Source organism: Streptococcus sp. HMSC065C01 (assembly GCF_001813525.1).
Classification (GTDB): Bacteria; Bacillota; Bacilli; order Lactobacillales; family Streptococcaceae; genus Streptococcus; species Streptococcus parasanguinis_V.
The window spans coordinates 46513-71882 of sequence record NZ_KV812830.1 but is presented as its reverse complement, the minus strand read 5'-3'; the positions used below and the strand labels follow the sequence as shown (position 1 = coordinate 71882).

Annotated in this window: 26 protein-coding genes; 3 read left to right on the top strand and 23 right to left on the bottom strand. The window is 43.2% G+C overall.

Going from position 1 to position 25370, the window contains the following annotated elements; all coding sequences use genetic code 11:
• Positions 1-427: 427 nt before the first annotated feature.
• From HMPREF2918_RS01355 to HMPREF2918_RS01285, 15 genes are all read right to left on the bottom strand, one after another.
• The gene (locus tag HMPREF2918_RS01355) at positions 428-703 is read right to left on the bottom strand and encodes an HU family DNA-binding protein (RefSeq protein ID WP_003006038.1); all 276 of its coding nucleotides are present in this window, start codon (positions 701-703) and stop codon (positions 428-430) included.
• A gap of 110 nt (positions 704-813) precedes the next feature.
• Positions 814-1647 carry a DegV family protein gene (locus tag HMPREF2918_RS01350; RefSeq protein WP_070594395.1) on the bottom strand — a complete coding sequence of 278 codons (834 nt, stop codon included), beginning with the start codon at positions 1645-1647 and terminating at the stop codon, positions 814-816.
• 88 nt (positions 1648-1735) lie between these two features.
• Positions 1736-2464, bottom strand: coding sequence for a metallophosphoesterase (locus HMPREF2918_RS01345; RefSeq protein ID WP_070594394.1), 729 nt, complete (start codon positions 2462-2464; stop codon positions 1736-1738).
• Between the two features lie 20 nt (positions 2465-2484).
• On the bottom strand, positions 2485-4143 hold the full coding sequence (gene recN / locus HMPREF2918_RS01340; protein WP_070594393.1) for a DNA repair protein RecN: 1659 nt from the start codon (positions 4141-4143) through the stop codon (positions 2485-2487).
• 6 nt (positions 4144-4149) lie between these two features.
• Complete coding sequence (locus HMPREF2918_RS01335; protein WP_003006022.1) at positions 4150-4584, bottom strand: arginine repressor; 435 nt, start codon at positions 4582-4584, stop codon at positions 4150-4152.
• A complete protein-coding gene (locus HMPREF2918_RS01330) occupies positions 4574-5392 on the bottom strand; it encodes a TlyA family RNA methyltransferase (RefSeq protein ID WP_070594392.1) in 819 nt (272 codons plus the stop codon). The genes HMPREF2918_RS01335 and HMPREF2918_RS01330 overlap by 11 nt, the downstream gene beginning before the upstream one ends.
• Positions 5385-6260 (bottom strand): polyprenyl synthetase family protein, encoded by an 876-nt coding sequence (locus tag HMPREF2918_RS01325; protein WP_070594391.1) that lies wholly within the window; start codon positions 6258-6260, stop codon positions 5385-5387. The genes HMPREF2918_RS01330 and HMPREF2918_RS01325 overlap by 8 nt, the downstream gene beginning before the upstream one ends.
• Positions 6257-6469, bottom strand: a complete 213-nt coding sequence (locus tag HMPREF2918_RS01320; RefSeq protein WP_003006013.1) for an exodeoxyribonuclease VII small subunit — start codon at positions 6467-6469, stop codon at positions 6257-6259. Before HMPREF2918_RS01320 ends, HMPREF2918_RS01325 begins: the two co-directional genes overlap by 4 nt.
• Entirely contained in the window at positions 6447-7787 is a 1341-nt protein-coding gene (xseA, locus tag HMPREF2918_RS01315; RefSeq protein WP_070594390.1) for an exodeoxyribonuclease VII large subunit, read from the bottom strand. Before xseA ends, HMPREF2918_RS01320 begins: the two co-directional genes overlap by 23 nt.
• 152 nt (positions 7788-7939) lie before the next feature.
• Positions 7940-8104, bottom strand: coding sequence for a type 2 periplasmic-binding domain-containing protein (locus HMPREF2918_RS01310; RefSeq protein ID WP_081103068.1), 165 nt, complete (start codon positions 8102-8104; stop codon positions 7940-7942).
• Between the two features lie 106 nt (positions 8105-8210).
• Positions 8211-9665, bottom strand: a complete 1455-nt coding sequence (locus HMPREF2918_RS01305; protein ID WP_070465432.1) for a glycoside hydrolase family 32 protein — start codon at positions 9663-9665, stop codon at positions 8211-8213.
• A 9-nt stretch (positions 9666-9674) separates the two neighbouring features.
• Entirely contained in the window at positions 9675-10550 is an 876-nt protein-coding gene (locus HMPREF2918_RS01300; RefSeq protein WP_070594388.1) for an NAD(P)H-hydrate dehydratase, read from the bottom strand.
• A gap of 52 nt (positions 10551-10602) precedes the next feature.
• Positions 10603-11376, bottom strand: coding sequence for an HAD-IIB family hydrolase (locus tag HMPREF2918_RS01295; protein WP_049487481.1), 774 nt, complete (start codon positions 11374-11376; stop codon positions 10603-10605).
• 13 nt (positions 11377-11389) lie between these two features.
• A complete protein-coding gene (locus HMPREF2918_RS01290) occupies positions 11390-12244 on the bottom strand; it encodes a bifunctional methylenetetrahydrofolate dehydrogenase/methenyltetrahydrofolate cyclohydrolase (RefSeq protein ID WP_041826248.1) in 855 nt (284 codons plus the stop codon).
• Between the two features lie 165 nt (positions 12245-12409).
• Positions 12410-12640, bottom strand: a complete 231-nt coding sequence (locus HMPREF2918_RS01285; protein ID WP_003005989.1) for a DUF1797 family protein — start codon at positions 12638-12640, stop codon at positions 12410-12412.
• A 248-nt stretch (positions 12641-12888) separates the two neighbouring features.
• Between HMPREF2918_RS01285 and HMPREF2918_RS01280 the strand changes: the two genes are divergently transcribed.
• The 3 genes from HMPREF2918_RS01280 (at position 12889) to HMPREF2918_RS01270 (ending at position 16231) form a co-directional block, all read left to right on the top strand.
• Complete coding sequence (locus tag HMPREF2918_RS01280) at positions 12889-15147, top strand: ATP-dependent Clp protease ATP-binding subunit (RefSeq protein WP_049506983.1); 2259 nt, start codon at positions 12889-12891, stop codon at positions 15145-15147.
• 264 nt (positions 15148-15411) lie between these two features.
• Complete coding sequence (locus HMPREF2918_RS01275; protein ID WP_003005981.1) at positions 15412-15861, top strand: NUDIX hydrolase; 450 nt, start codon at positions 15412-15414, stop codon at positions 15859-15861.
• Positions 15862-15928: 67 nt separating this feature from the next.
• A complete protein-coding gene (locus HMPREF2918_RS01270) occupies positions 15929-16231 on the top strand; it encodes a DUF1827 family protein (protein WP_003012157.1) in 303 nt (100 codons plus the stop codon).
• A 101-nt stretch (positions 16232-16332) separates the two neighbouring features.
• On the opposite strand, the gene ileS is transcribed toward HMPREF2918_RS01270, so the two are convergent.
• The 8 genes from ileS to ftsA form a co-directional block, all read right to left on the bottom strand.
• Positions 16333-19125 (bottom strand): isoleucine--tRNA ligase, encoded by a 2793-nt coding sequence (ileS, locus tag HMPREF2918_RS01265; protein ID WP_070594387.1) that lies wholly within the window; start codon positions 19123-19125, stop codon positions 16333-16335.
• A gap of 253 nt (positions 19126-19378) precedes the next feature.
• The gene (locus HMPREF2918_RS01260; RefSeq protein WP_003005971.1) at positions 19379-20206 is read right to left on the bottom strand and encodes a DivIVA domain-containing protein; all 828 of its coding nucleotides are present in this window, start codon (positions 20204-20206) and stop codon (positions 19379-19381) included.
• A gap of 9 nt (positions 20207-20215) precedes the next feature.
• Positions 20216-21007, bottom strand: coding sequence for a YlmH family RNA-binding protein (locus tag HMPREF2918_RS01255; RefSeq protein ID WP_070594386.1), 792 nt, complete (start codon positions 21005-21007; stop codon positions 20216-20218).
• 6 nt (positions 21008-21013) lie between these two features.
• Positions 21014-21277, bottom strand: coding sequence for a YggT family protein (locus HMPREF2918_RS01250; RefSeq protein ID WP_021152768.1), 264 nt, complete (start codon positions 21275-21277; stop codon positions 21014-21016).
• 1 nt (position 21278) lies between these two features.
• A complete protein-coding gene (locus HMPREF2918_RS01245; RefSeq protein ID WP_003005962.1) occupies positions 21279-21908 on the bottom strand; it encodes a cell division protein SepF in 630 nt (209 codons plus the stop codon).
• Positions 21909-21917: 9 nt separating this feature from the next.
• Positions 21918-22586, bottom strand: coding sequence for a YggS family pyridoxal phosphate-dependent enzyme (locus HMPREF2918_RS01240; RefSeq protein WP_070594385.1), 669 nt, complete (start codon positions 22584-22586; stop codon positions 21918-21920).
• A 2-nt stretch (positions 22587-22588) separates the two neighbouring features.
• Positions 22589-23854: a cell division protein FtsZ gene (gene ftsZ, locus HMPREF2918_RS01235; protein WP_003005955.1), complete on the bottom strand. Its 1266-nt coding sequence runs from the start codon at positions 23852-23854 to the stop codon at positions 22589-22591.
• Between the two features lie 15 nt (positions 23855-23869).
• Positions 23870-25258 (bottom strand): cell division protein FtsA, encoded by a 1389-nt coding sequence (gene ftsA / locus HMPREF2918_RS01230; RefSeq protein WP_070594384.1) that lies wholly within the window; start codon positions 25256-25258, stop codon positions 23870-23872.
• Positions 25259-25370 lie beyond the last annotated feature (112 nt).

Sequence of the window (25370 nt, the reverse complement as noted above, 5' to 3'; positions counted from 1 at the left end):
CTTTCCTAGTTTAATTTCATGCTCCACAGTATTATACTATGGTTGCTAAAAAAAAAAAGTATTTTTTGAAATTAATTATTATTTAGTGAAATTTTTTATAAAAAAAAAGAATTAAGCATCAAACTTAATTCTACTATGCAAGGTAAAATTTAATAAATTCCTCTCCCCTCTCAGCCGATCCAACTGGTCATCCAGCGCACGGTTCCTAGGATCATTTTGACCACGAGGATCATAATACAGAACTCCAGTACGAACCACAGTCCTTTTAGAAGATACAAAAAAGGTCGGATAAACAACAAGGCAAAGAGGCCTACAATGAATCGCATGGTCTTTTCTCTCTTTCTTTTTTCCTATTACACCCTTATCCTATAGAGCTGTCCAACAAAAAAGCCACCCTAGAAATCTAGGATGGCTTTTCAAAATGCAATTATTTAACTGCTTCTTTAAGAGCTTTACCAGCTTTGAATGCTGGAACTTTAGAAGCTGCGATTTTGATTTCTTTACCAGTTTGTGGGTTGCGACCTTTACGAGCTGCACGTTCACGAACTTCGAAGTTACCGAAACCGATCAATTGAACTTTTTCACCTTTTGAAAGGTATTCTGAAACTGCTGCGAATACAGCGTCAACAGCTGCTGCTGAATCTTTTTTAGTCAATTCTGTAGCTTCTGCCACTTTTGCGATCAAATCTTGTTTGTTAGCCATTTAACAAATCCTCCAAATTTTTTTAGGCTTTACGCCTTAACAGTACTATAATATCTAAAAAAAGCCTTTAGGTCAAGTACTAAACCTGTTTTTTCAAACATTTATTCAGCTTATTCGTAGCGCACCAAAACTGCAAATGCATTCTCACCTGTATGGGTTTGGATAATCGATCCAGTTTCGAGAACTGGGATCGCTTTTTCAACGAGCGATTGCAACTGAGCCTTCATTTCATTGGCCCACTCTGGTGTTCCTGCATAAGAGATTCCGATCTCAGCCACCTTACTATGGGAAAGTTTCTCTACCAATTCATCCAACCATTTCTTAAAGGTCTTGTTTCCACGTCCCTTGACGATTGGTTCCAACTGATGGTCCTTCATTTGCATCACCACACGGATGTTAAGAAGCGAGCTCAAAAGTCCGGTAACACGGCCAATGCGACCACCTTTAACCAGATTTTCCAAGGTAGAAACGCCGATATACAACTCTGTCTTTTCTTTAACTTCTTCAATGCGGGCCAAGACAGTGTCTAAATCAGCTCCTTCTTTGGCCAACTTGGCTGCTTCAACGACTTGGAACTTCATGGCTTGGTCTGTAAAGCCACTATCAATCACAGTCACTTCTGCTCCTGACAAGGTTGCTCCTTGACGTGCCGCCTCTACTGTTCCTGACAAGGCATGAGACATATGAATCGAAACGATATGAGCTCCGTCTGCTGCTAACTTTTCATAAATTTCCGCAAAAACTCCAACGGGTGGTTGGCTGGTCTTTGGAAGATTTTTGCTAGACTGCATTAAGCGCAAGAAGTCCCCTTCACCCAACTCACTGTCAGAATAAAGGACTCCATCCACCATAACAGAAAGCGGCACAATTGTAATGCCATATTCTTCAACCACTTCAGGCTCAATTGTAATAGATGAGTCTGTAACTATTTTAATATTTGCCATATATTCCTATACTCTTCCTAGAATGTTCTGCTTTCATTATATCAAAAAACACGGGGTTTTGCAGTGAAAGATAACTAGTTCGGCTCCCTTAATCATCTGCAGCAGAAAAACCTGTATTGTGAAGGACATGGTCTTGGACAATTCCTTGATCATCCAAGAGCAACCCATGGAGAACCCCTCCATAAACAGCGCCCCCATCGACACCCATTTTTTGATCTGAAATCCAAAGATTTTCGGTACCGACTGGCTCATTGAGCAGTCCATAGACCGGTGTATGACCAAAGACGATCCATTTACCTGTCTGATTCTCCGCTTCATGGAATGGTTTTCGGATCCATACCTTTTGGTAGTCACTGGTTTCTCGCCAATTTTCAAGGGTTAGATCCACACCGGCATGGACAAAGTAATAGCTCTCCGTCTCATAGTCAAAGGGCAAACTGCGGATGAAGGCCACCAATTCAGGAACAGTGCTCTCTACTGCTTGCGCATCTGCAACCCCATCTACAGGAGCATCGAGCGGGCGTCCCAATAGAGAATTAATGGTCGTATCGCCACCATTTCTTCGGTAGTGGTCATAACGCTCTTCTGGATTGTCCAACCAAGCTAAAAACATGTACTCGTGATTTCCGGAAAGGCAAACAGCTCCGTGATGGTCTACGTAGTCTTTTACAATCTCAATCGATCGCTTGCTGTTTTCACCTCGATCTATCAAATCCCCTAAAAAGACCAATTGAGCTTTTCCGTCCCACTCTGTCATGAGCTCTTCTAGCATTTGGGCTTTCCCGTGAATATCTCCGACGACAAAGTATGTTGACATGGTTATAAACCTTCTTTCTCTTAACGCTTGAGAAGTTGCTCTGCCTGTTGACGGGCAGCTTCCGTTAGATCCTCTCCTGCAAGCATCTTAGCAATTTCTTCGATTCGTTCTTCTCTATTGAGCAAGCGCACAGTAGATACAGTTGAGTGTGCATCACTGATCTTTTCAATATAGAATTGATAATCCGCTGCTGCGATGACTTGAGGTAGGTGCGAAATAGCAAGCACTTGGCCATTTTGACCAATCTTATGAATTTTCGCTGCGATCGCTTGGGCCACGCGCCCAGAAACTCCTGTGTCCACCTCATCAAAGACGATACTGGTTTTTCCTTCTTTTCGAGAAAAAGCAGACTTAATGGCCAACATCAAACGTGACAATTCTCCGCCAGATGCTACCTTGACCAGCGGTTTAAAGTCCTCACCTGGGTTGGTCGAAATGTAAAATTCGACAGCTTCATTTCCCTCACGATTAAACTTCGCCTTGCTAAAGCGCACCTGGAAGCGCGCCTTGTCCATGTAGAGGTCCGCTAATTCTTGTTGGATTTCATTTTCCAAAGCTTGGGCCAGAGCATGCCGCTGCTCACTTAAATCTTGAGCTAAAGTGACCAAACTCTTTTCCAAACGTTTGAGTTCTTTTTCTAATTCCTCGGATGAGAGGTCACTTCCGGTGAGGAGGCTATATTCTTTAGTGATTTGTGCCAGGTATTCCAAGACATCCTTGACTTGGCCACCATACTTTCGTGTGATGGAATGAATCAAATCCAAACGTGACTCCACCTGCATGAGGCGATTGCCATCAAACTCCAGACCATCGACCACATCTTCTAAGCGCTTGGTAATATCCTCAAGGGCATAGAAAGTTTCCGATAACTGGCTTGAGAGCTCTTTGTAGCTGGGATCATATTCTTCAATGCTTTCCAGATCATTCATGGCTGAGCGAACATTGGAAAGGCTAGAAAACTCTTCTGCATCCAGCATGGTATAGGCATTGGTTAGGGTATCTGCGATCATCTTATGATTGAGCAGGCGTTGGCGCTCTTGCTCCAGACGCAGGTCCTCCTCCACTTCCAAGGCAGCTGCCTCAATCTCTGCAATCTGAAACTCCAACATCTCAATACGGGCCTTGTTTTCCTGCTGGTTGCGCTGGAGTTCCACCACTTGTTTACGCAGGCGTTTGTAGTCTTCAAAGGTCTGACGATAAACGGCTTTCGTTTTGAAAAAGGCTGCGTCTCCAAATTCATCTAGCATAGTGATATGCAATTGGGGGCGCATGAGTTCTTCCTGATCATGCTGGCCATGGATGTCCACCAAATGTTGACCGACTGCTTTTAAGACCGATAAATTCACCATTTGGCCATTGATCCGGCTGACACTTCGTCCATTTTGCAGAATCTCTCGGCGAATGATCAACTCATCGGTCCACTCTAGTCCTTGCTCTTCAAAGAGAGCCGTCAAGTGGCGATTGCTCTCAACAGCAAAGAGACCTTCGATTTCCGCTTTTGGGGCTCCGTGTCGAATGACATCCGTCGTTGCACGGCTTCCCAGCATCATATTCATGGCATCGATAATGATGGATTTCCCTGCACCTGTTTCCCCTGTCAGTACCGTCATTCCCTTTTCAAAATTTAAGGAAATCTCTTCGATAATGGCAAAGTTCTTAATCGAAATTTCTAATAGCATAGGCTCTTACCACCCAAAGATTGATTTGAGGATATTCTCTGCTTCTGGTGCGGAATAAGCAATCAACAAGATCGTATCATCATCTGCAACAATACTAAAGATATGCTCCTTATAAATCTCCCGTAAGCGACGTTTAACTAAAGGCGCTGTCCCCGGAACCATGGTGAAATTGACATATTCTCCCATGCGACGATGAGACAAAATATTGCTTTCGATCATCCCGATCCCTTGGTGGTGCTTACGTGGCAATTCATAGACATAGGTCATGTCTTTCAGAGGGCGTTTTACGATGCCCAATTCTTTGATATCCCGTGACACTGTCGCTTGGGTTGCTGAGATGCCTTCTTCTTTCAAATGTTCGACGATCTCTTCTTGCGTCCCCACTTCATGATCGCGAATGAAACGGCGAATTTTTTCTAATCTGATATTCTTACTCTTCATGTTTAAATTCCTTGTGTGCCCGCTCCACAACAGCCTCCAGCTGCTCTGTAGTCGGCTTTGTTTTCTCTTCTTTTTTTTCTAGATACATCAAAAATTCGATGTTGCCATGGCCTCCTTGGATAGGGGAATAATCCACTCCCATTACCGCAAAGCCATGTGTCCCTGCAAAAGCAGCGACCTTTTCAAGAACGGCTAAATGAATCTTAGGATCCTTAATGATCCCATTTTTCCCGATCTGTTCGCGTCCTGCCTCAAACTGAGGTTTGACCAAGGCCACGACTTGTCCATTATCTGCCAAAATCCGGTGAAGGGCTGGTAGAATCAAGTCCAAGGAAATAAAGCTGACATCGATACTCGCAAAGCTCGGTGTCGCTTCAAAATCATCTGGCTCGGCATAGCGGAAATTGAACTGTTCCATCGAGACCACCCGAGGATCATTGCGCAATTTCCAGGCCAACTGATTGGTCCCGACATCCACCGAAAAGACCTGACTGGCTCCGTTTTGCAGCATGACATCTGTAAAGCCACCTGTAGAAGCCCCGATATCAATGGCAATTTTACTCTCTACAGATAAACCAAATTGGTTCAGTGCTTTTTCTAATTTAAGACCGCCCCGGCTGACATATTTGAGCTTTTCGCCCTTTAATTTCAACTCGGTTGCTTCATCAATTTTTTCACCCGGTTTATCGAAGCGCTCACCATTGATAACGGCAACGACAAGGCCTGCCATCACCCCTCTTTTGGCTTGTTCACGGGTATCAAATAGGCCTTGTTTATAGGCTAATACATCCACTCTTTCCTTAGCCATCTATTCGTAATCCTTCTATTAATTTCTTGATCGCTCGCGGATCAAAGTCACAAGCAGCTGTAATCTGATCCAACAAGTCCTCGCAAGCGTCTAATTCGCTTGTCAGCAAAGCTTTTGATTCTTCCAATCCCAACAGGGCTGGATAGGTCGATTTTTCAGCTACTAAGTCCTTTTGAGGGGTCTTCCCCAAAGCTTCAAAATCAGCGACCAGATCCAAAATATCATCCCGTACTTGAAAAGCCAGGCCTAATTTTTTCCCGATTTTTCCTAAGAGCTGAGCAATATCTGCTTGCAACTCTAAAATCAAACCAGCTGCGATGAAAGGATAGGCAAGGAGGCGTCCTGTCTTATTGGCATGGATGGTCTGCAACTCTGCTAGAGTGAGCTGTTTGTGCTCCCCTTCCATATCAAGGACTTGGCCAGCTACCATTCCACGACTACCGGAAGCATCTGACAATTCAAGAATCAAAGAGACCTTGACCGCATCAGGAAGGGCACTCGCAGCTATTATTCCAAAAGGATCGAGAAAAAGCGCATCCCCTGCTAAAATCGCCAGGTCTTCTCCGAATTTCTTATGATTGGTCAATTGCCCCCGACGGTAATCATCATTGTCCATAGCTGGCAAATCATCGTGAATGAGACTTCCTGTATGGATCATCTCTAAAGCCCCTGCTACTTGAAAGTGAGCCTCTGTCAATTCCAGCCCAAAGGCCTCAAACAATTCTAGAAGGAGCAAGGGGCGCAGGCGTTTTCCACCTGCCTGGATCGAATACAGGACCGACTCCACTAAATGGGGGGCAACGGCTTTCTCCTCATAAAAAGAGCGAACCGCTTGCTCTACTCTATTTCGTTTTTCTTCTTGTCTCATGCTAGATCCGCTTCAGTACCATCTGCTTGCATGACCTTGACCAAGGTTTTCTCTGCTTGATCCAAGGTATCTTGCAATTCTTTTGACAATTTCATTCCTTTTTGGAATTCTGTAATAGCTTCTTCTAAAGCCACATCACCACTTTCCAATTTTTGGACGATGGCTTCCAAATCTGCTAAATTTTCTTCAAATTTCTTTTCTTTCGACATGTTTTACCTCTACTTCTAACTGACCATCTCTCATGATGAGTGACAGAGGGTCCCCTTCTGTTACTTTCGCAACCGAGTCTAGAACCTGATCGTCTTGCTTAACCATGGCATAGCCACGCGCAATAATCCTACTGGTATCGAGCATCAAGAGGGCTTCTGATAAGCCTTGCACCTTGATCTTTTGCTCTTTAAGGACTTGTTCCATTCGGTTGGTTAAGATTCTCTTATCTTGGAGCAGGCGGTCCTGGTAGCGCTCAATACGATGCAAAGGAGACGTGGCTTCTAAGCGATGACGCAGACCTTGCAGCTGATTGGCCCCTTGTCCATAAGCATCGCGCATTCCTTGTTTCAATCGCAATTGCAACTGGTCAATTTTTTGCAGGTAGCCATCATAGAGTCTTTCAGGCTGTCTAAAAATAACCGATTGACTTAATTTGGCCAAGCGTTCACGATTATAGGCCAAGCGATTGGACATTGCTGTTGCCATACGATTTTCCTGCTTTTGTAAATGGGACAAGAGATCCAATTTGGTTACTGGAGTAGCCAATTCAGCAGCTGCTGTCGGAGTAGCAGCTCGTCGGTCTGCTACAAAATCGGCTAGAGTCGTATCTGTCTCATGTCCAACACTGGAGATAATCGGAATCCGCGATTCAAAAATGGCTCGCACCACTGCTTCTTCATTAAAGGCCCAGAGATCTTCAATCGAACCACCCCCACGACCGATAATCAAGACATCCAAATCATCCCGTTGGTTAGCCCTTTGAATATTAGCAACCACCTCACTAGATGCGCCTTCTCCCTGAACCTTGGTCGGGTAGAGCACAATCTCTACACCAGGGAAGCGTCGGCTCACCGTTGTGATAATATCGCGAATCACGGCCCCACTTTGACTGGTGATGACCCCGATCTTTCTTGAAAATTGTGGCAGAGCTTGCTTCCACCGGTCCTGAAAGAGCCCTTCTTCGGTCAACTTTTTCTTGAGTTGCTCAAATTGGATGGCCAAGGCCCCTACCCCATCTGGCTCAGCCTTTTCAATGACAATGGAATAACTCCCACTTGGCTCATAGAGCTGAATACGACCGATGACGTTGATCTTCATGCCTTCTTCTAGCTCAAAACCAAAGCTTCGATAAACCCCAGCCCAGACCGTTGCCTGAATGACCGCTTTTTCATCTTTTAATGAAAAATATTGGTGGTTGGGACGTTTTCGGAAATTGGAGACCTGCCCTGTCAGATAAACCCTTTCCAAATAGGGATCCTTATCAAATTTTAATTTCAAATATTTGGTCAAACTTGATACGGATAAATAGTTGGACATAGGAACTCCTTTCTGTAGAATATGATCAAGTTTAATTATACCAAAAAACACCAAAAAAGGCTGGCAGACAAAGCGAAATCATGAATTTCCTTTCTCTACAAGCCTCATTTTATTCAAGTTACCCTCTACTTGTCTGTTTGACACCAGCTTCCTTATCTTTCACACTTTTCTAACCGTTCAATAAAGGAGCTAAGAAGCGCTTGGGGTTCCCCTTCATTTGGATAGGCATAACTAATATAGAAGACTGTTTTTTCCTCTTCAACCAGCGGAATTTTGACAACATTTGGATATTCTGGAAAGAGAGTCAGATCGGTCATGAGACCAATTCCCAAATTTTCTTCGATGAAACTCAAGACCAAGTTGGAATACACAAAAAAGACAAGTCACAAGACTTGTCTTTTTGTTTTAGGAGGCTTTTGTATCCTATTTTTGATAGGTTTTTACGACCCAATTGACCCCTTCATCTGCTGTGAGAGTATAGACGGGATTCTCAGTCGTTTCATAAAAGGTCATCGAGAGAGTTTTACCATCCACGAATACTTCAATTGAGTTGGTATCGCGAATGATCGAAAAATGATGATCCTTTTCAGCATTTAACTGAATCCATCTCGATTGAAATACTGGATTTTCTTTTCCAGAAATTGGGTGCCCAAATTGGTCTCGACTTAAGCTAAAGCGTTTTTGAGAGGCGTCGTAAACCAATTGCAAGACACTATCAGGATCGGTTTCATCGCCATATCCAAGGATAAAGGAGCGACCCGGTTTGGCATCTAGCTCAAACAAGGTTTGTTTCCCTCTAGCCGGAATCGTGATCTGATTGCCCTGAACAATAGTTTCAGACGTATGCTCTACAAGAAAGTGTTCGTTCACTGACTCAGGTAACTCCTGAACCAATCGTCCGTCTTTCAGAGACAATTTTCTTGGAAGAGTCATACTACCTGCCCACCCATGAGCTAAATCATGACTGGGGATAGACCGGTGCCACATTTGCATCCAGGCAACCATGTATCGTTCGCCATTTGGTCCTTGACAAGTTTGAGGGGCATAGAAATCCAAACCACCATCCATTTCATCATAGGAATCGACATGAAAGCGCCCTGTTTCCCAATTCATGTCACCGATAAAAGCAACTGTCGAATTTAAGTTCCAGTATTTTTCTTGCTGCCTTTCCATTTCAATGGGAGACAGGATCAAGACCCATTTACCATCTAAAGGGAAGAAATCGGGACACTCCCACATAATCCCTTGCCCTTTTTCACCTTCTAGAAGGACTGATGTAAAGTCCCAATCTACTAGATTACTTGATGCAAATAGGAGAATTTGACCTCTTTCGTCTGGTGTCTTAGAAGCAACGACAGCGTAATAGTTTCCTTGATATTCAAATACTTTAGGATCACGAAAATCTGCAATATCTGCGATCCCCTCAATATGTTGAGCATGGATTACTGGATTAGTAGGCAACTTTTCAAAGGTAATGCTATCTGTCGACACCGCAAGACACTGCGTCTCTTCTCGCTTTTCCCCATCGTCTACATGACCAGTATAAAGCAAATAGAGCTTGTCATCTTTCACAATAGCACTACCCGAGAAACAACCATCCTTATCATAGCTTTCACTTGGTGCTAAAGCTACTGGCAATTCTTCCCAATGGAGAAGATCTTTTGATTTGGCATGCCCCCAATGCATGGGACCCCAAACACTATCATAGGGATAGAATTGGTAAAACAAATGGTATTCCCCTCGGAAATAAACAAAGCCATTTGGATCGTTCATCCAGCCGATTGGAGGTAGCAAATGAAATGCTCCTCTATATTGCTGGTCAACCTTCTCCCTGTTTTCATCGATATACTGATTTGCTTTTCGAATGCTTTCCTTCATCTTTTTTACCTATTTTCTATTTTCAGTGCTGGTAACCTGATCTTTGTCACTCCACTTTTTCATCCATTTGGGAATTTCTTGGCTAATGGTCGTGGGTAGAACCACATAGGCCTCCTTGCTCAAGTCCTCAGCAATGGCTGAATGGAGATAGGTCGCAACCACCACGCGCTCATAGAGACTGACCTGTGGGAATTGACCCGCAAATCCTGCGATCATCCCTGCCAAGGTATCTCCCATACCCCCTGTTGCTTGATAGGGACCACCAACATCTAGCTGATAGCCCTCATCTTGCCCACTTGTCCAAATGCGGGTGTGTGGCCCTTTTTCTACAATGACAGTCCCTTGAGGAAAGTTCTGTACTGCTCTTCGACTCTTGCCTTCTGTCTGGCTTGCTAGATCAAGCCCTGACAGTTTTTCCCATTCTTTTTGATGGGGGGTAAAGACCAACTGAGCCTCTGGCAGGTCAAACTGAGAGGCTGCAAAAAGACTAATAGCTCCTCCATCTAATATCAAGACCTGCTGGCTAGAGACTTGCTCAAAAATCATGTGCAAGATTGCTTGGTTTTCTCTTGCTTCCTTAAAGCCTGGACCGACAAGAATCACGCTGGCTTTTTGGAGCTGCTCACAAAGGAGTTCGTGATCTGCCAAATCAAAGCCCATAGCTTCAGGAAGATGGCTATGAAGGGCTGTCAGATTATCAGGATCTGTTGCGACAGTAACCAGCCCCGCACCACTATGAACCGCAGCAAGCGCCGCCATAATGATGGCTCCCCCATAGGGGTAAGTCCCCCCAATCAAGAGCAGGCGACCAAAATCTCCCTTATAAGAATTCACCTCTCGCTTTGCAATGACACGTTGGATCTCTTCTTTCTGAACTGTTTTCATACCTTCCTCATTTCTAGCGAAAAAGGAGAAGCCACGACTCCCCCTCCATCTTTTATTTTCCTCTGAATTCTGCGAAGACTTGCAAGATCTTAGCAGCCACAGCTTGTGGTTGATTTTGTTTGGCTACCAATTGATCATCCGCATAAGGCTGAAGGGCTGGAAAATCACCAATCTGAACTGCATAAAGAGCTTTTTCAAAGAGCTCGATATCATTTTGATCATTGCCAAAAGCCACGAAATTCTCTCCACAGAGTTCTTCTACGGTTGTCGCTTTATGCGTGTCTGCTGGATTGAGATAGATGCATTTTTCATGCGCATGATAGCGGATATGGGCCTTGTCTGTCTTTTCAATCCGCTCGATGATCTCATCCACGAGCTCCTCATGGCCACCCATATAGATCACGACCTTAATCGGATCTGTCAGCTCCTCTAAAGACCGATACTGGGCTTTCTTGAGGGGATCTACATTCGCAACAAAAGGAATCTTTTCCAAAATCTGTCCGCTATAATCAAAGGTATCATCCACAAAAAATGGTAGATTGTAATGGCGACAAAAGCCAAGGACTTCCCGATACACATCCTTGTCCAATTGTTCCTCATATACCAATTGCCCCTGGCGATAGGCCAATCCACCATTTAAGCCTATCACGAGTTGCTGACTCAATGGATCTCCTAAAAGGCCCAAGCAGTCCCGGTAAGAACGTGCAGAAGCAAAGGCAACTTCATGACCAAATTCTTCTGCTCTCAATAAGACCTGTTTGATTTCATCATCGATTGTGACACCATCGAATGACAGGGTTCCATCTAAATCAAATACAAACTTCATCTTGTTCACACTTTCATTTTTTTAAGGCACGAACAGCTGCTTCGTAGGTCTGCTCCATCAGCATTGTGACGGTCATAGGCCCAACCCCTCCTGGTACCGGAGTAATATGACTGGCCAAAGGGGCAACGGAGTCAAAATCGACATCCCCACACAATTTGCCATTCTCATCGCGATTCATTCCGACGTCAATAACGACGGCACCTTCTTTCACGAAGTCTGCTGTTACAAATTTCGCACGACCGATCGCAACAACCAAGATATCTGCTCTTCTAGCAATTTTAGGCAGATGATGGGTCCGGGAATGGGTCAAGGTTACCGTCGCATTTTTGGCGAGGAGCAACTGCGCCATTGGTTTTCCAACGATATTGGAACGACCAATCACGACTGCTCGCTTCCCTTCTAGATCAATCCCGTACTCTTTGAACATCTCCATGATGCCAGCGGGGGTCGATGGCACCATAATAGGATTTCCAGCCCACAAGCGCCCCATATTCAATGGATGAAAGCCATCCACATCTTTTGCCGGGTCAATCGCTAAAAGGACTGCATCCGCATCGATATGCTTAGGCAGTGGCAACTGCACCAAAATCCCATGCCAAAGGGGATCCTGATTGTAGTGTTCGATCACTTCTAATAATTCAGCTTGGCTGATGCTTTCAGGAAGTCGTCTCACTTCACTCCGAAAGCCTGCCGCAATAGCAGAACGCTCTTTATTTCTTACATAGATTTTGCTAGCTGGATTATCTCCTACCACGATGACAACGAGGCCAGGCACAACTCCTGTCTCTTCTTTTAATCGTGCTGTTTTCTCTGCAATCTCACCCTGTAATTTTGTAGCGAGCGCCTTCCCATCAATGAGTGTCGTCATATCAATTCTCTTTCTAGTCAAGTAATGAAAATAGTCCTCTCTATTATAGCAGATTTCAACTCTCAAACCTAACTGTTCCTAATTAGAATTTCTTATAGACGAAAACTATAGCCAGATGGACAAAAAATGAGCTTGAGACCACCCCAAACTCATCCACACAGCTGCTTAGTAAAGCAATTCATAAATTTCCATTGCAATTAAATCAATGCTATCAAATGTATAGGTTTCACGCGCTTCAACATCACGAAGTGTAAAGGTTGAACCTTCTTCTTCATTGTGGTTGTAGGCTACTTCAGCGACAACAACACCGTCACGTTCAAAATTACGTTTTAAGTTTCCACCGTCTTTTGTCATCGTCTCCAAACGGTTAATAATCCGTACTAAATGTGATTCCATTTTATTTCTCCTCTTTACTTTCTACTCTCCTATTTTATCATAAAAGAGAAAGCTCTTCCAATAAAAATTCACATTTTTCCATTGATTTGCTCTCTTCTTCAATCCTTAGCGACATTCCGTAGCAAATTCTTGCAAACTTCTAGAATACTGATATAATGAAACTATAAATCTTTGACTATTTTTGACCTTTTGAAAATAGGCTCGTCTCTTGATGGAAAACCATCAAAAACCTACTGTGAGGTATGTATATGCTTTGTCAAAATTGTAAAATAAATGAATCAACCATCCATTTATATACAAATGTAAATGGACGTCAGCAGCAAGTAGACCTCTGTCAAAATTGCTATAAAATTATGAAAACAGACCCAAATAACAGCTTCTTGAAAGGCATGACCCAACGGAGCCAACTCACTGGAGATCCTTTTGAAGATTTCTTCAATAACCTTGGAAACTTCCAAAGTCCGCAAGAACCTCAAACCCCTCCAACTCAATCCGGAGGCAGTTATGGAGGTGGCGGCTACGGCCAAAACAATAACCGTGGTGGTGGTCAAGACCCTCGTCAAGCCCGTCCTCAAAAGCCAAAAGGTCTTTTAGAAGAGTTCGGCATCAATGTCACAGAAATTGCCCGCAAAGGAGATATTGACCCTGTCATTGGCCGTGACGAGGAGATTATCCGTGTCATCGAAATTCTCAACCGTCGAACCAAGAACAACCCGGTTCTGATTGGAGAGCCTGGGGTCGGAAAAACTGCCGTTGTGGAAGGCCTGGCTCAAAAAATCGTCGATGGCGACGTTCCACATAAATTGCAAGGAAAAGAAGTCATCCGCCTAGATGTCGTCAGCCTCGTTCAGGGCACAGGCATTCGTGGTCAATTCGAAGAACGCATGCAAAAATTAATGGATGAAATTCGTCAACGCGAAGATGTTATTCTGTTCATCGACGAAATCCATGAAATTGTTGGTGCAGGATCAGCTGGCGAAGGCAATATGGACGCTGGAAATATCCTCAAACCAGCCTTAGCGCGCGGTGAACTCCAATTAGTCGGTGCTACTACCCTCAATGAATACCGTATCATTGAAAAAGATGCGGCCTTGGAACGTCGGATGCAGCCCGTTAAGGTCGATGAACCAACGGTTGAAGAAACCATCACCATCCTCAAGGGTATCCAGAAAAAATACGAAGACTACCACCACGTCCACTATACAGACGGAGCTATCGAAGCAGCAGCTATTCTTTCAAACCGCTACATCCAAGATCGCTTCCTGCCAGACAAGGCCATTGATTTGTTGGATGAAGCCGGGTCTAAAATGAACCTGACTCTGAACTTTGTGGATCCAAAAGTGATTGATCAGCGCTTGATTGAAGCTGAAAACCTCAAAGCTCAAGCAACCCGCGAAGAAGACTTTGAAAAAGCAGCCTACTTTCGTGACCAAATCGCGAAATACAAGGAAATGCAAGGTCAACATGTCACTGATCAGGAGACCCCTGTCATCAGTGAAAAAACGATTGAACACATCGTTGAACAAAAGACTAATATTCCTGTTGGCGATTTGAAAGAAAAAGAACAGTCTCAATTGATCAATCTGGCTTCTGATTTGAAAGCTCATGTGATTGGTCAAGACGATGCCGTAGATAAAATCGCGAAAGCCATTCGACGCAATCGTGTTGGCCTAGGATCACCTAACCGTCCGATCGGAAGCTTCCTCTTTGTCGGACCTACCGGTGTCGGAAAGACCGAATTGTCTAAACAATTGGCGATCGAGCTCTTTGGCTCTGCAGACAATATGATCCGCTTTGATATGAGCGAATACATGGAAAAACATAGCGTAGCGAAACTAGTCGGAGCTCCTCCGGGCTATGTTGGCTACGATGAAGCCGGACAACTAACGGAAAAGGTCCGTCGCAATCCTTACTCTCTCGTGTTGTTGGATGAAGTGGAAAAAGCCCATCCAGACGTCATGCACATGTTCTTGCAAGTTTTAGATGATGGCCGTTTGACAGATGGTCAAGGCCGTACCGTCAGCTTTAAAGATACCATTATCATCATGACCTCTAATGCTGGAACCGGCAAAGCTGAGGCCAATGTTGGTTTTGGAGCTGCTCGCGAAGGTCGAACCAACTCTGTACTTGGAGAACTCGGTAACTTCTTTAGCCCTGAATTCATGAACCGTTTTGATGGGATCATTGAATTCCAACCTCTATCAAAAGAAAACCTTCTCCAAATCGTTACCCTCATGCTCGATGAAGTCAATCAACGTCTCGCACAAAATGAGATTCATCTGGATGTAACAGAGAAGGTCAAAGAAAAATTGGTCGATCTGGGTTACGATCCAAAAATGGGGGCCCGCCCACTCCGTCGTACCATCCAAGACCATATCGAAGATGCTATTACCGATTATTACCTGGAACATCCAAGTGAAAAACAACTCAAAGCCGTCATGACCAGCAATGGGAATATTAGTATCAAAGCTGTTCACAAGACGGCTGAAAAGAAGTTAGAATCATAATCAGTAAATGTACATTCAGAGAGTGGGACAGAAATTGGTCATTCGTTAGAATTCGATTTCGTCGTCACACCTCCGCACAGTTGAGTAGGGCTGTAAAAGCTGATGAAACCAGTGTAGTAGAGCTCGCTCAACCACTGCGTCTTGCTCGACAAACCAAAAATAATTGAGAGGCTAGGACTTTTGTCCCATCCTCTTTCTTTTTTCCCTCCAGATTTTTGCTAAAAAATATGATATAATGATGAAAAAACAAGAAAAGAGAAAACCATGACCATTCCAAGTTTTGGTGAAAAAAAACAAGATGTGACCTACGTCAATCGCTATGGTGTCTACGCTGTTATTCCCAATAAGGACAAGGATCAGATCATCCTCGTTCAAGCTCCAAATGGGGCTTGGTTCTTGCCTGGCGGGGAAATTGAGGCAGGTGAAGATCACTTGCAAGCTCTGAAACGGGAACTGATCGAAGAATTAGGCTTTACCGCTATTTTAGGGCAATACTATGGCCAAGCAGATGAGTATTTCTATTCCAGTCATCGCGACACCTACTACTACAATCCTGCCTATATTTATGAAGTGGTAGACTATACAGAGGCTCAAAAACCACTGGAAGATTTTAACAATCTTGCTTGGTTTCCTGTAGATGAAGCGATTGAAAAACTCAAACGTGGCAGTCACAAATGGGGCATTGAACAGTGGAAAAATACCCATAAAAAATAAAGGAATTCTTTCACAAAAAATAAAAAAGTGCTATAATAAATGAAGATAGAGGTTAGGAGGAACTCATATGAAGCTCATTAATACCACAAATAGTCATGCTGCACTGGTCAAAAGCCAACTTGCCAGCACTGACGCCTTGCTTGTCGAGGTTTATTCCGCGGGCAATACCGATGTTGTTTTTACACAGGCCCCAACACACTATGAATTATTGATCAGTAACAAACACCGTGCTATTCGTGAAACTGAAGTGGAAAAAATTCGTGAGTTCTTTTTAAAACGTAAGATTGATCTTCAAATCATTGACCAATCCGCTATTAAAACCCTCTACTCCGATAAACTAATTGAAATTTCCTTTCCAATTACAAAGTAAGGCCAATTTGCCTTACTTTTTTCTTTCCCTAATACATAAATCTCTACACTATTCTAGCCATTAAAAAAGAAGTTCCTTTATGGAACTTCTTTTAATGGCTTTTATTTAGCTTCAAATCCTTCTGCGACTGCATCCGCAAAGTTCTCTTCGACGATGCTTGCACAGTGATCACAGATGGTTGCGTGGTAGTGACGTTCAGCCGTTGTTGGATCGATGCGACGGCAACGGTCACAAACTTCACCAGCGGCACGTTCAACTGTGAAGGCTACATCTTCAAAGGTCACTGCATCTTCTGGAGCTGGTCCTTCTGCGATTGTCAATTCAGAAACAATCAAGAGTTGAGCAACATTGCTATCAACAGCTCCAAGAAGTGTTTTCACGACTTCGTTTGGATAAACTGTCAAGTGAGCTTCAAGTGATTTACCAATCACTTTTTCATTCCGTGCTTCTTCCAAGGCCTTTTGCGCTTGACCACGGAAGTCCATGAAGGCTGACCATGTATCCAAGATTTCTTCTTGGTTGGCAAACGTTTCTGCTTCTGGCAATTCTGACAATTGAACAAAGTCTTCTGCTTCAAACTCAAGATAAGACCAGATTTCTTCAGCAGTGTGAGGAAGAATTGGAGTCAAGAGTTTCGTGATTTTCACAAGGATATCATAGAAGACTGTTTGCATTTGACGGCGTTCAAGTGATTTAGCTCCTTCGATGTAAACAACATCCTTGGCAAAATCCAGGTAGAAGGCTGACAAGTCAACGTTGATAAAGTTAACAAGCGCCTTGTAGATCGTCAAGAATTCAAAGTCAGCATAAGCGTCACGGATGGTCTTGACAAGCTGGTTAAAGCGAATGGTCATATACTTGTCCACTGAACGAAGCTCGTCATAAGCAACTGCATCCTCAGCTGGATTAAAGTCAGAAGTGTTGGCAATCAAGAAACGAAGAGTATTCCGGATCTTACGGTAAGTCTCAGACACTTGGCTCAAGATATCCATTGAGATACGCACGTCATTGCTTGAATCTACACTAGTTACCCAGAGACGCAAGATTTCGGCACCAAATTGCTTTTCAACATCACTTGGAGCAATGGTATTTCCAAGAGATTTAGACATCTTCTCACCTTTCCCATCCAAAGCAAAACCTTGAGACAAGATTTGTTTGTATGGTGCGACACCATGGTTCGCCACAGATGTGATAAGAGATGAGTTGAACCAACCACGGTACTGGTCTGAACCTTCAAGGTAAAGATCAGCTGGGTATTTGAGTTCTGGACGATTCACTACAACCCCATTCCATGATGAACCTGAGTCAAACCAGACGTCCATGATATCTGTTTCTTTTGTAAATTCGCCATTTGGTGAACCTGGATGCGTAAATCCTTCTGGAAGCAGATCCTTAGCTTCACGCTGCCACCAGATGATGGAACCATGCTCTTCAAAGAGTTGCGCCACTTGTTCGATGGTTTCAGCCGTCATGATTGGTGTTCCATCTTCTGCATAGAAGATTGGAAGAGGCACACCCCAGGCACGTTGACGAGAGATGACCCAGTCACCACGGTCACGAATCATGTTGTAAAGACGAACTTTCCCCCATTCTGAGTGGAACTTCACTTTTTCAATTTCGTCCAAGATATCTTGACGGAATTTCGATACTGAGGCAAACCATTGTGGAACTGCACGCCAGATAATTGGTTTTTTCGTCCGCCAGTCAAATGGGTAGGAGTGAGAGATTTCTTCTTTAGCAAGAAGCAAATCACCAAGTTTTTCGATAACAGTTGGAACAACCTTGTCATAGAACTGACCAGCAAAGTCAGGGCCAGCATTTTCCATCATGATTCCGCGTTCGTTAACAGTAACAGCAACTTCGAGGCCATTGGCAATCCCTACATTGTAGTCATCCTCACCAAAACCAGGAGCAGTATGGACGATACCAGTACCTGAATCGAGGGTTACATGCTCACCAAGGATCACCAATTCATCCACTTCAGGATCCCATGGATGTTCTGTAACGATATGGTTCAATTCTTTTCCTTGGTAAGTTGCAAGGACTTCAGCATTTTCCCAACCGAATTTTTCAGAAAGGCTTGGCAAGAGCTCAGATGCTACGACATACTTGCGGTCAGATCCAGCAGGTTTCACTACGACATAATCAAACTCTGCACCCACCGTCAATCCACGAGAAGCTGTAACCGTAAATGGAGTTGTTGTCCAAACAACGATGTAGGTATCTGTATCTAGGACACCCTTACCATCTTTAACTTTGTTCGCATAGTAAAGAGATGTTGATACCAAATCATGGTATTCAATTTCCGCTTCAGCGAGGGCTGATTCAGAAGACCAAGACCAGTAAACTGGCTTAGCTCCACGGTAGATATAGCCTTTATTGGCCATTTCACCAAAGACGCGGATTTGCGCTGCTTCATAGTCAGGCGTCAAGGTTACATAAGGATGATCCCAATCACCTGAAACACCTAAGCGTTTGAAGTCTTCGCGTTGTTTATCTACTTGAGAAAGCGCATATTCACGGCAGAGTTTCAAGTACTCAACCAAGTCCATTTCTTTGCGTTTCACACCTTGTTTAGCCAAGACTTGCTCAATTGGCAAACCATGGGTATCCCAACCTGGAATATAAGGGGCGTAAAATCCTGACATAGACTTAGAACGAACAATGATATCTTTTGAGATCTTGTTCATGGCATGCCCTACGTGAATATTTCCGTTGGCATAGGGAGGGCCATCATGAAGGGTAAAATGCGGTTTTCCTTCATTCAACTCTTGACGGCGTTGATACAATTTTGCATCTTCCCATTCTTTTTGCCAAACTGGTTCCTTCGTTGGAAGCCCAGCCCGCATTGGAAAAGCTGTTTTCCCAAGATTCAATGTTTCTTTGAGTTTCATTATGTCTCCTTATTGATTTAAAAGCTATAAAAAAAACACGAGCATCCTAAAAAGGACGATTGCTCGTGGTACCACCTTTGTTCGAGAAGTCGCAAGCGACCTTCTCCTCTCATCCCGTAACGAGGGAAACGTCCGTTCTTACTCAAGGGTTCAGAACGAATACTGTAAAAGGATCATCCATTAAGAGGGAGTGCAGATCTTCCACCATCATCTGCTCGCTAGACCTATCATTAATGGACCTGTTTTTACAAAATTATAAAATATTGACAGATTCACGATTTGCATCATCTTCTGGTTGAACAGTTTCTTCAACCGCAACGACTTCCTCATTTTCATGACGAGCGTGCTCTGCTTCTTCTAAAGCGGATTGAACTTTTTCATTCAAACCTTCAAACGCTTGTGTTGCACCCAATTCTAAATTAGCAGCTTCGATGCGTTTTTGCAATTCTTCGATTTCAGCTGGAGAGAATTGACGAGTCAAATCAATGTTATCATCTTCTGCATGATGATGGTGAACTGATTCACCCAAAGCTTTCTCCACAATTTCACGGAAAGCTTCATCACTTGTTTGAATGTACATAGCTGTTGGACGAAGAATTTCATCCCATTCAGGTGTATCGATAATGCTCAATTGGCTTTCGATTGTTGATTTCAAACGTTGATGGAAGACGCGTGTCTTATTCTTCAATTCCTCTGTTTCAACGGCAACCTTCTTGGCATTATCCGTTGCATGACGAAGGATTTCATTTGCTTTTTGTTTTGCTTCATCTACTAAGTGCTGTGCATCTTGTTCAGCTTGACGAACAATATTTTCAGAACGTTCGTTAGCTGCTTGTTTGACACGTTCAGCAGTATCTTGTGCAATCAAAACAGATTGACTCAATGAATCTTTCATTTCATCAAAATAGTTTAAGCGTTCTTCAAGAGCTTGAATTTTTGCTTCTTGATCATGATTTAAACGAACAAGATCTTCATAATCGCGAACAACGATATCTAGAAATTCTTCTACTTCGTTCGCATCATACCCTCTAAATTTAACGCCAAAAGTTTTATCTTTAATTTCTAAAGCAGTAAGAGCCATAACTCCTCCTCATTTTTTACTTAAGAGTACTTCAACAGTTACTTTATATTTTCCACTCTTTGAAATACCATTTTCAGAAACAATTTTAAGACGCCCAAAGCGTCGGACACTGACTAAATCATTCAGACCTACAGCATAGCTAACATTGGAAGTAGTCGCATAGTTAACTTTCACTAGACCAGATCTAATCAACTGACTAGCTTGTGAGCGCGAAAGCTTGAAGGTCCCAGCAATCACCTTATCTAACCGATAACTCGACACTAGAATATCTCGCTGCTGGCTTTCTTCCTCTACGATCATTTGTTCAGATAGAGGAACTTCCCTCAGCTTAACAGGTACCCGAGAAATTTTCTGGATGTGATCCATGAAATAGGGAACAAAACGCTGTTCAACAAATACTTGGATCTTTCCATCACTCGTCAGAATATCTCCAAAGGACTTGCGCTCCACACCTAATTGGTGAACAATGGTCCCCAGTACCTGGGAATGGGTCAAGTGATGAAATTTTGAAGCATAGACCATTTCCAATAAGGCCAGATCAAAGTCACTTGGATCCAATTGGTAATAATCCGGAGCAACAATAACCTTAGCATACTCCATTTTCTGCTCATCACTGGAAGCAAAGACCTGTAATTGGTAGCTTGCCGCGACATTTCGTAAAATAGTGACCTGATGAGGGTTTAAAAAACCCGTCACCTCAACAGAATAGCGTTCCACTACTCTTTCAGACAATTCAATACAACGATCAATGAATTCGTGATCTTCGCGATTGAAATGTTGGTAAATCTCTGTCTGTCCCATCGTATTCTATCCAATCAAAAGTAGGAACAAGCGGGCTAATAACTGATTCATCAAGTTCAAGACCAAAAGTGCTACTAGAACTGTAAAATCCAAGCCCCCAAACTGCAATGGTAACTTTCTAAAAAGGCTCAAAAATGGTTCAACTAGGCGGTGAACCATTTGTCCAAGAGTACTCTGAGGTGCCCCAGGGAACCAAGATAGTAAGGCATAGATGACAAGAATGATGGAATAGATTTGAATGATATTTGATAGGTATTGAAAGATAATCATCTTAACGATTACGTTTCATATCATAGTCAAATTCTGTCACTTCCACATCATTTGGAAGGCGGATATCTTCAATGTTAACGACTACATTAATTGGAGTCAACAAGTACATGGTACTTGCAACACGACGAAGATTTCCTGCTAAAACATAACGAGCCCCATCCAAATAATCTAAACAACGACGTGCTTGTACTTCAGTCATATATTGGAAGTCAATCAAGATACTCTCATTAGATAGTAATAGATCAACAATTTCAGTCGCTTCCTCGTATTTGCGGGGATAGCGTACATCAATGGTAATCTTTTCATCTGTATTCGCACGATTAGCAGCCAATTCACGTTGACGTTCATGCAAGCGAGTAATATTTTCAGATGTATTTTTCGTTGTTGAAACAGGTTCCTTCACTGCCGCTGTAGACACTGGAGTCGTAACAGGTGCGACAGGAGTCGGTTTTGGTTTTACTGGTTCTCTTTGACTAATCTGTGGACGTGGAGAAGTCACTTGAGGAGTCGGCTGTGGCTGTGGAACTGGTTGTGTTTCCGCCCCAGCTGCTTTTGCCTCGCGAACTTCTACTTCTTCACCGTCTTCTGTGAAGTAGTCAATAAAGTTGTTAAATTTATCTTTTAATGACATAGTTCTTTCCTATTTAAAAAATGATGTCCCAATTCTTACATAAGTCGCTCCGTTCGCAATGGCTACTTCAAAATCACGACTCATACCCATACTTAGTTCTGAAAAAGGCATATTTTTTAATTGTTTCTTTTCTAGTTGTTTCTGAAGTTGGTGAGTTTTTGAAAAAATATCCTGCAACTCTTCTTGACTAGCCTCAAAAGGAGCCATCGTCATTAAACCAACAATTTCAATTTTGTCCAGCTGTGCGATTTCCGCTAAAACATCATCCAGTTCATCGGGTGCAAATCCATGCTTACTTTCTTCCCCAGAAATGTTCACTTGGAGGAAACACTTGATCGGGTGTTCTGCTCGCTTTTGAATTTCTTGAGCCAGCTTCACCGAATCCAAGGCATGAAAGTAATCGACGAGATTAATCACGTCTTTTACTTTCCGCCGTTGGAGGCTCCCAATCAAGTGCCAAGTGAGGTCATACTCTTTTAGAGCTTGATACTTTTCTAGGAATTTATCGACACGATTTTCACCGATATGTTGGATACCTGTTTTCACCAGTGCTTCTGTTGTGGCAACATCCACATACTTGGTAACAGCTATCACATTAACTTGATCTTGACGGTTAACTTTGTTTCTTGCTGTTTCTACTTGTTGCCGAACAAGATCAGCATTCTCTACCAGATTCATGATTAACGATTCCGGAAGAATGGTGGTGTTTCCAATTCATCATCATCTGAAGATGAATCTACGTAACGATCAACTTGATGTGTTGATGTTGGTTCAGTTTGGCGAACGATATTCTCACGACGAATATCCCAATCACCAAAGGCTGAGCCACGGTTTGGTTCTACCGCTGGACGACTTGGAGTTGTTGGCAATTCAACATCTTGTTTCAAATCAAATTCACGGTCAAATGGTGCAGCTTGTGGGCGTTGTTCACGTGGTCCTGTTTTATAAGGACGTTGTGAGGAAGCAATTCCGCTAACGCGTTCTACCTTGTCTTGACGGACACCAGTTGCAACAACCGTCACGCGGATTTCATCTTTAAGAGATTCATCAATAGATGTACCCAACCAGATGTTCACTCCGTGACCTGCAGCTTGGTTCACAATTTCTGAAGCTTCTTCAGCTTCGATCAATGTCATATCCAAACCACCTGTTACGTTGACGATCACGTCTTCTGCACCATCAATTGTAGTTTCAAGAAGTGGAGAGTAAATGGCTTTACGAGCCGCTTCGATAACGCGTTCTTCACCGCTACCAACACCAATACCCATGAGGGCATTTCCTTTGTTTTCCATAACAGTCTTCACGTCTGCAAAGTCAAGGTTGATCAATCCAGGACTTGTGATCAAGTCAGTGATCCCTTGAACACCTTGACGAAGAACGTTGTCTGCTTCACTCAACGCTTCAAGAAGTGGTGTCTTCTTGTCCACAATTTCAAGCAAGTTGTTATTAGAAATAATCAACAATGTATCTACATGTTCGCGAAGTTCATTGATCCCTTCAATAGCGAAGTTCCCACGTTTTGAACCTTCAAACCCGAATGGACGAGTGACAACTGCTACTGTCAAAGCACCAACTGCTTTAGCAATACGAGCGATAACTGGGGCAGCACCTGTACCAGATCCTCCACCCATCCCTGCAGTGATGAAGACCATGTCTGCACCTTGCAACGCTTCTGTCAATACTTCTTCGCTTTCTTCAGCTGCCTTACGACCAACTTCAGGTTGACCTCCAGCACCCAATCCACGAGTCAATTTTGGACCCAATTGGATAACTGTTTCAGCTTTAGCACTTGAAAGTGCTTGAACATCTGTATTAGCTGCGATGAATTCTACACCGGCAACGCCTTCGTCAATCATACGATTGATGGCGTTACCGCCACCGCCACCGACACCGATTACTTTAATTACTGCACCTTGTGCCGCTGCTGTGTCAAATGAAAATGTCATAAATACTTACACTCCTTAATCAAACATATTACCGATCAAATTTTTCATTCGGTCTGTGAATGTAGTTTTTGGTTCTTGTTTGCCATCATTGCTTGCTGCTGGAATTTCTTGAGCATCCACTGGAGATTCAATCTTCTCAGCATTGTACGCAGGTACTACCGGTTGTGCTGGAGCAGCAGGTTGTGGTTGTACTTGTGGTTGCACAGGACGATCAAATTGAATCGGTTGTTGACGCAAGACTTCGTCTCCATGAACCGCAGCTTGAGCAATAATATCCACATCTGTCAAATTGCCTGCATATTCAGACAAGCTAATTACATGGGCAAAAGCTGGATTGCGAATTCCAATTTGATTTGGAACAAACAATTTCACATTTACACCAAAGACTTCTTGAGCCAATTCTTCAACACCAGGAAGGATCGCACCTCCACCGATGATCACAATACCACCAGGAAGATCCAACAAATGTCTTCTCTCAAGGTCTTGTTTGATTTGCTCAAAGATGTGTTTGATACGTGCTGAAATGATTTCCGCTAAGTACTTCTCAGTCACTTCAACTGGCTCTACTTCACCGATGACTTCCACATGGAAGACCTCGTTTCCAGCAGATGGCACATAGGCTTCACCATAGTTGAACTTCAACCCTTCTGCCAATTTTTGAGAAGTTTTCAATACTTTAGAAATATCTTTGGTAACATAATCGCCACCTTCTTGGTAGATATTTGTAAATTGAAGTTCTTGGCTACGAACAGATGCCACCGTTGTTTGGCCACCACCCATATCGATCACCGTTGCTCCGAATTCACGTTCGCCTTCATTCAAGACTGTTTTGATCATCGCAAGCGGTGAAATGATGATGTTTTCAACTTGTAAGCCTGCACGTTCAACGGTTTTACGCAGATTGTGCAAGATTGTACGAGGTCCTGTATAAAGAAGGCCACGCATTTCAAGTCGGATCCCCATCATTCCGCGTGGATCGCGGATCCCTTGGAAACCATCAACTGTGAATTCCTCAGGAATGAAGGTGATTACTTCACGATCCGGTGTCATACTTTTTGTGAGTGCAGATTTGACAACATTTTCAACATCTGCATCTGTGATTTCTTTCGAATCACTTGTGACTGGAATCATTCCTTGAGTTGCTTCGATTTGTAGTAAGTTTGCAGGCAACCCAACATTGACTAGATTGATTGAAATCCCTGCTTTTTCTTCAGCTTGGCTGATTGCAGTTTTAATTGCATTTGAAGCAGCTTCGATATCTACTATAATTCCATCTTTGACGCCAGCACTTTTTGCATTGCTGACTCCAATTACATTCATTTCTCCATTGACATGTTCTGCCACCAATACTTTTATTGAACTAGTACCGATATCTAAACCTGTAAAAAAGCCGTCTCTAGCCATTACACCAGTCCTCTCTCTTTATTTGTTTTCACTTTACATCTATTTATAGCCCTTTTAGTTGGAACTATCCAAACTTCATTATATCACAAAGAAGCCTAAAATGGACATTTTT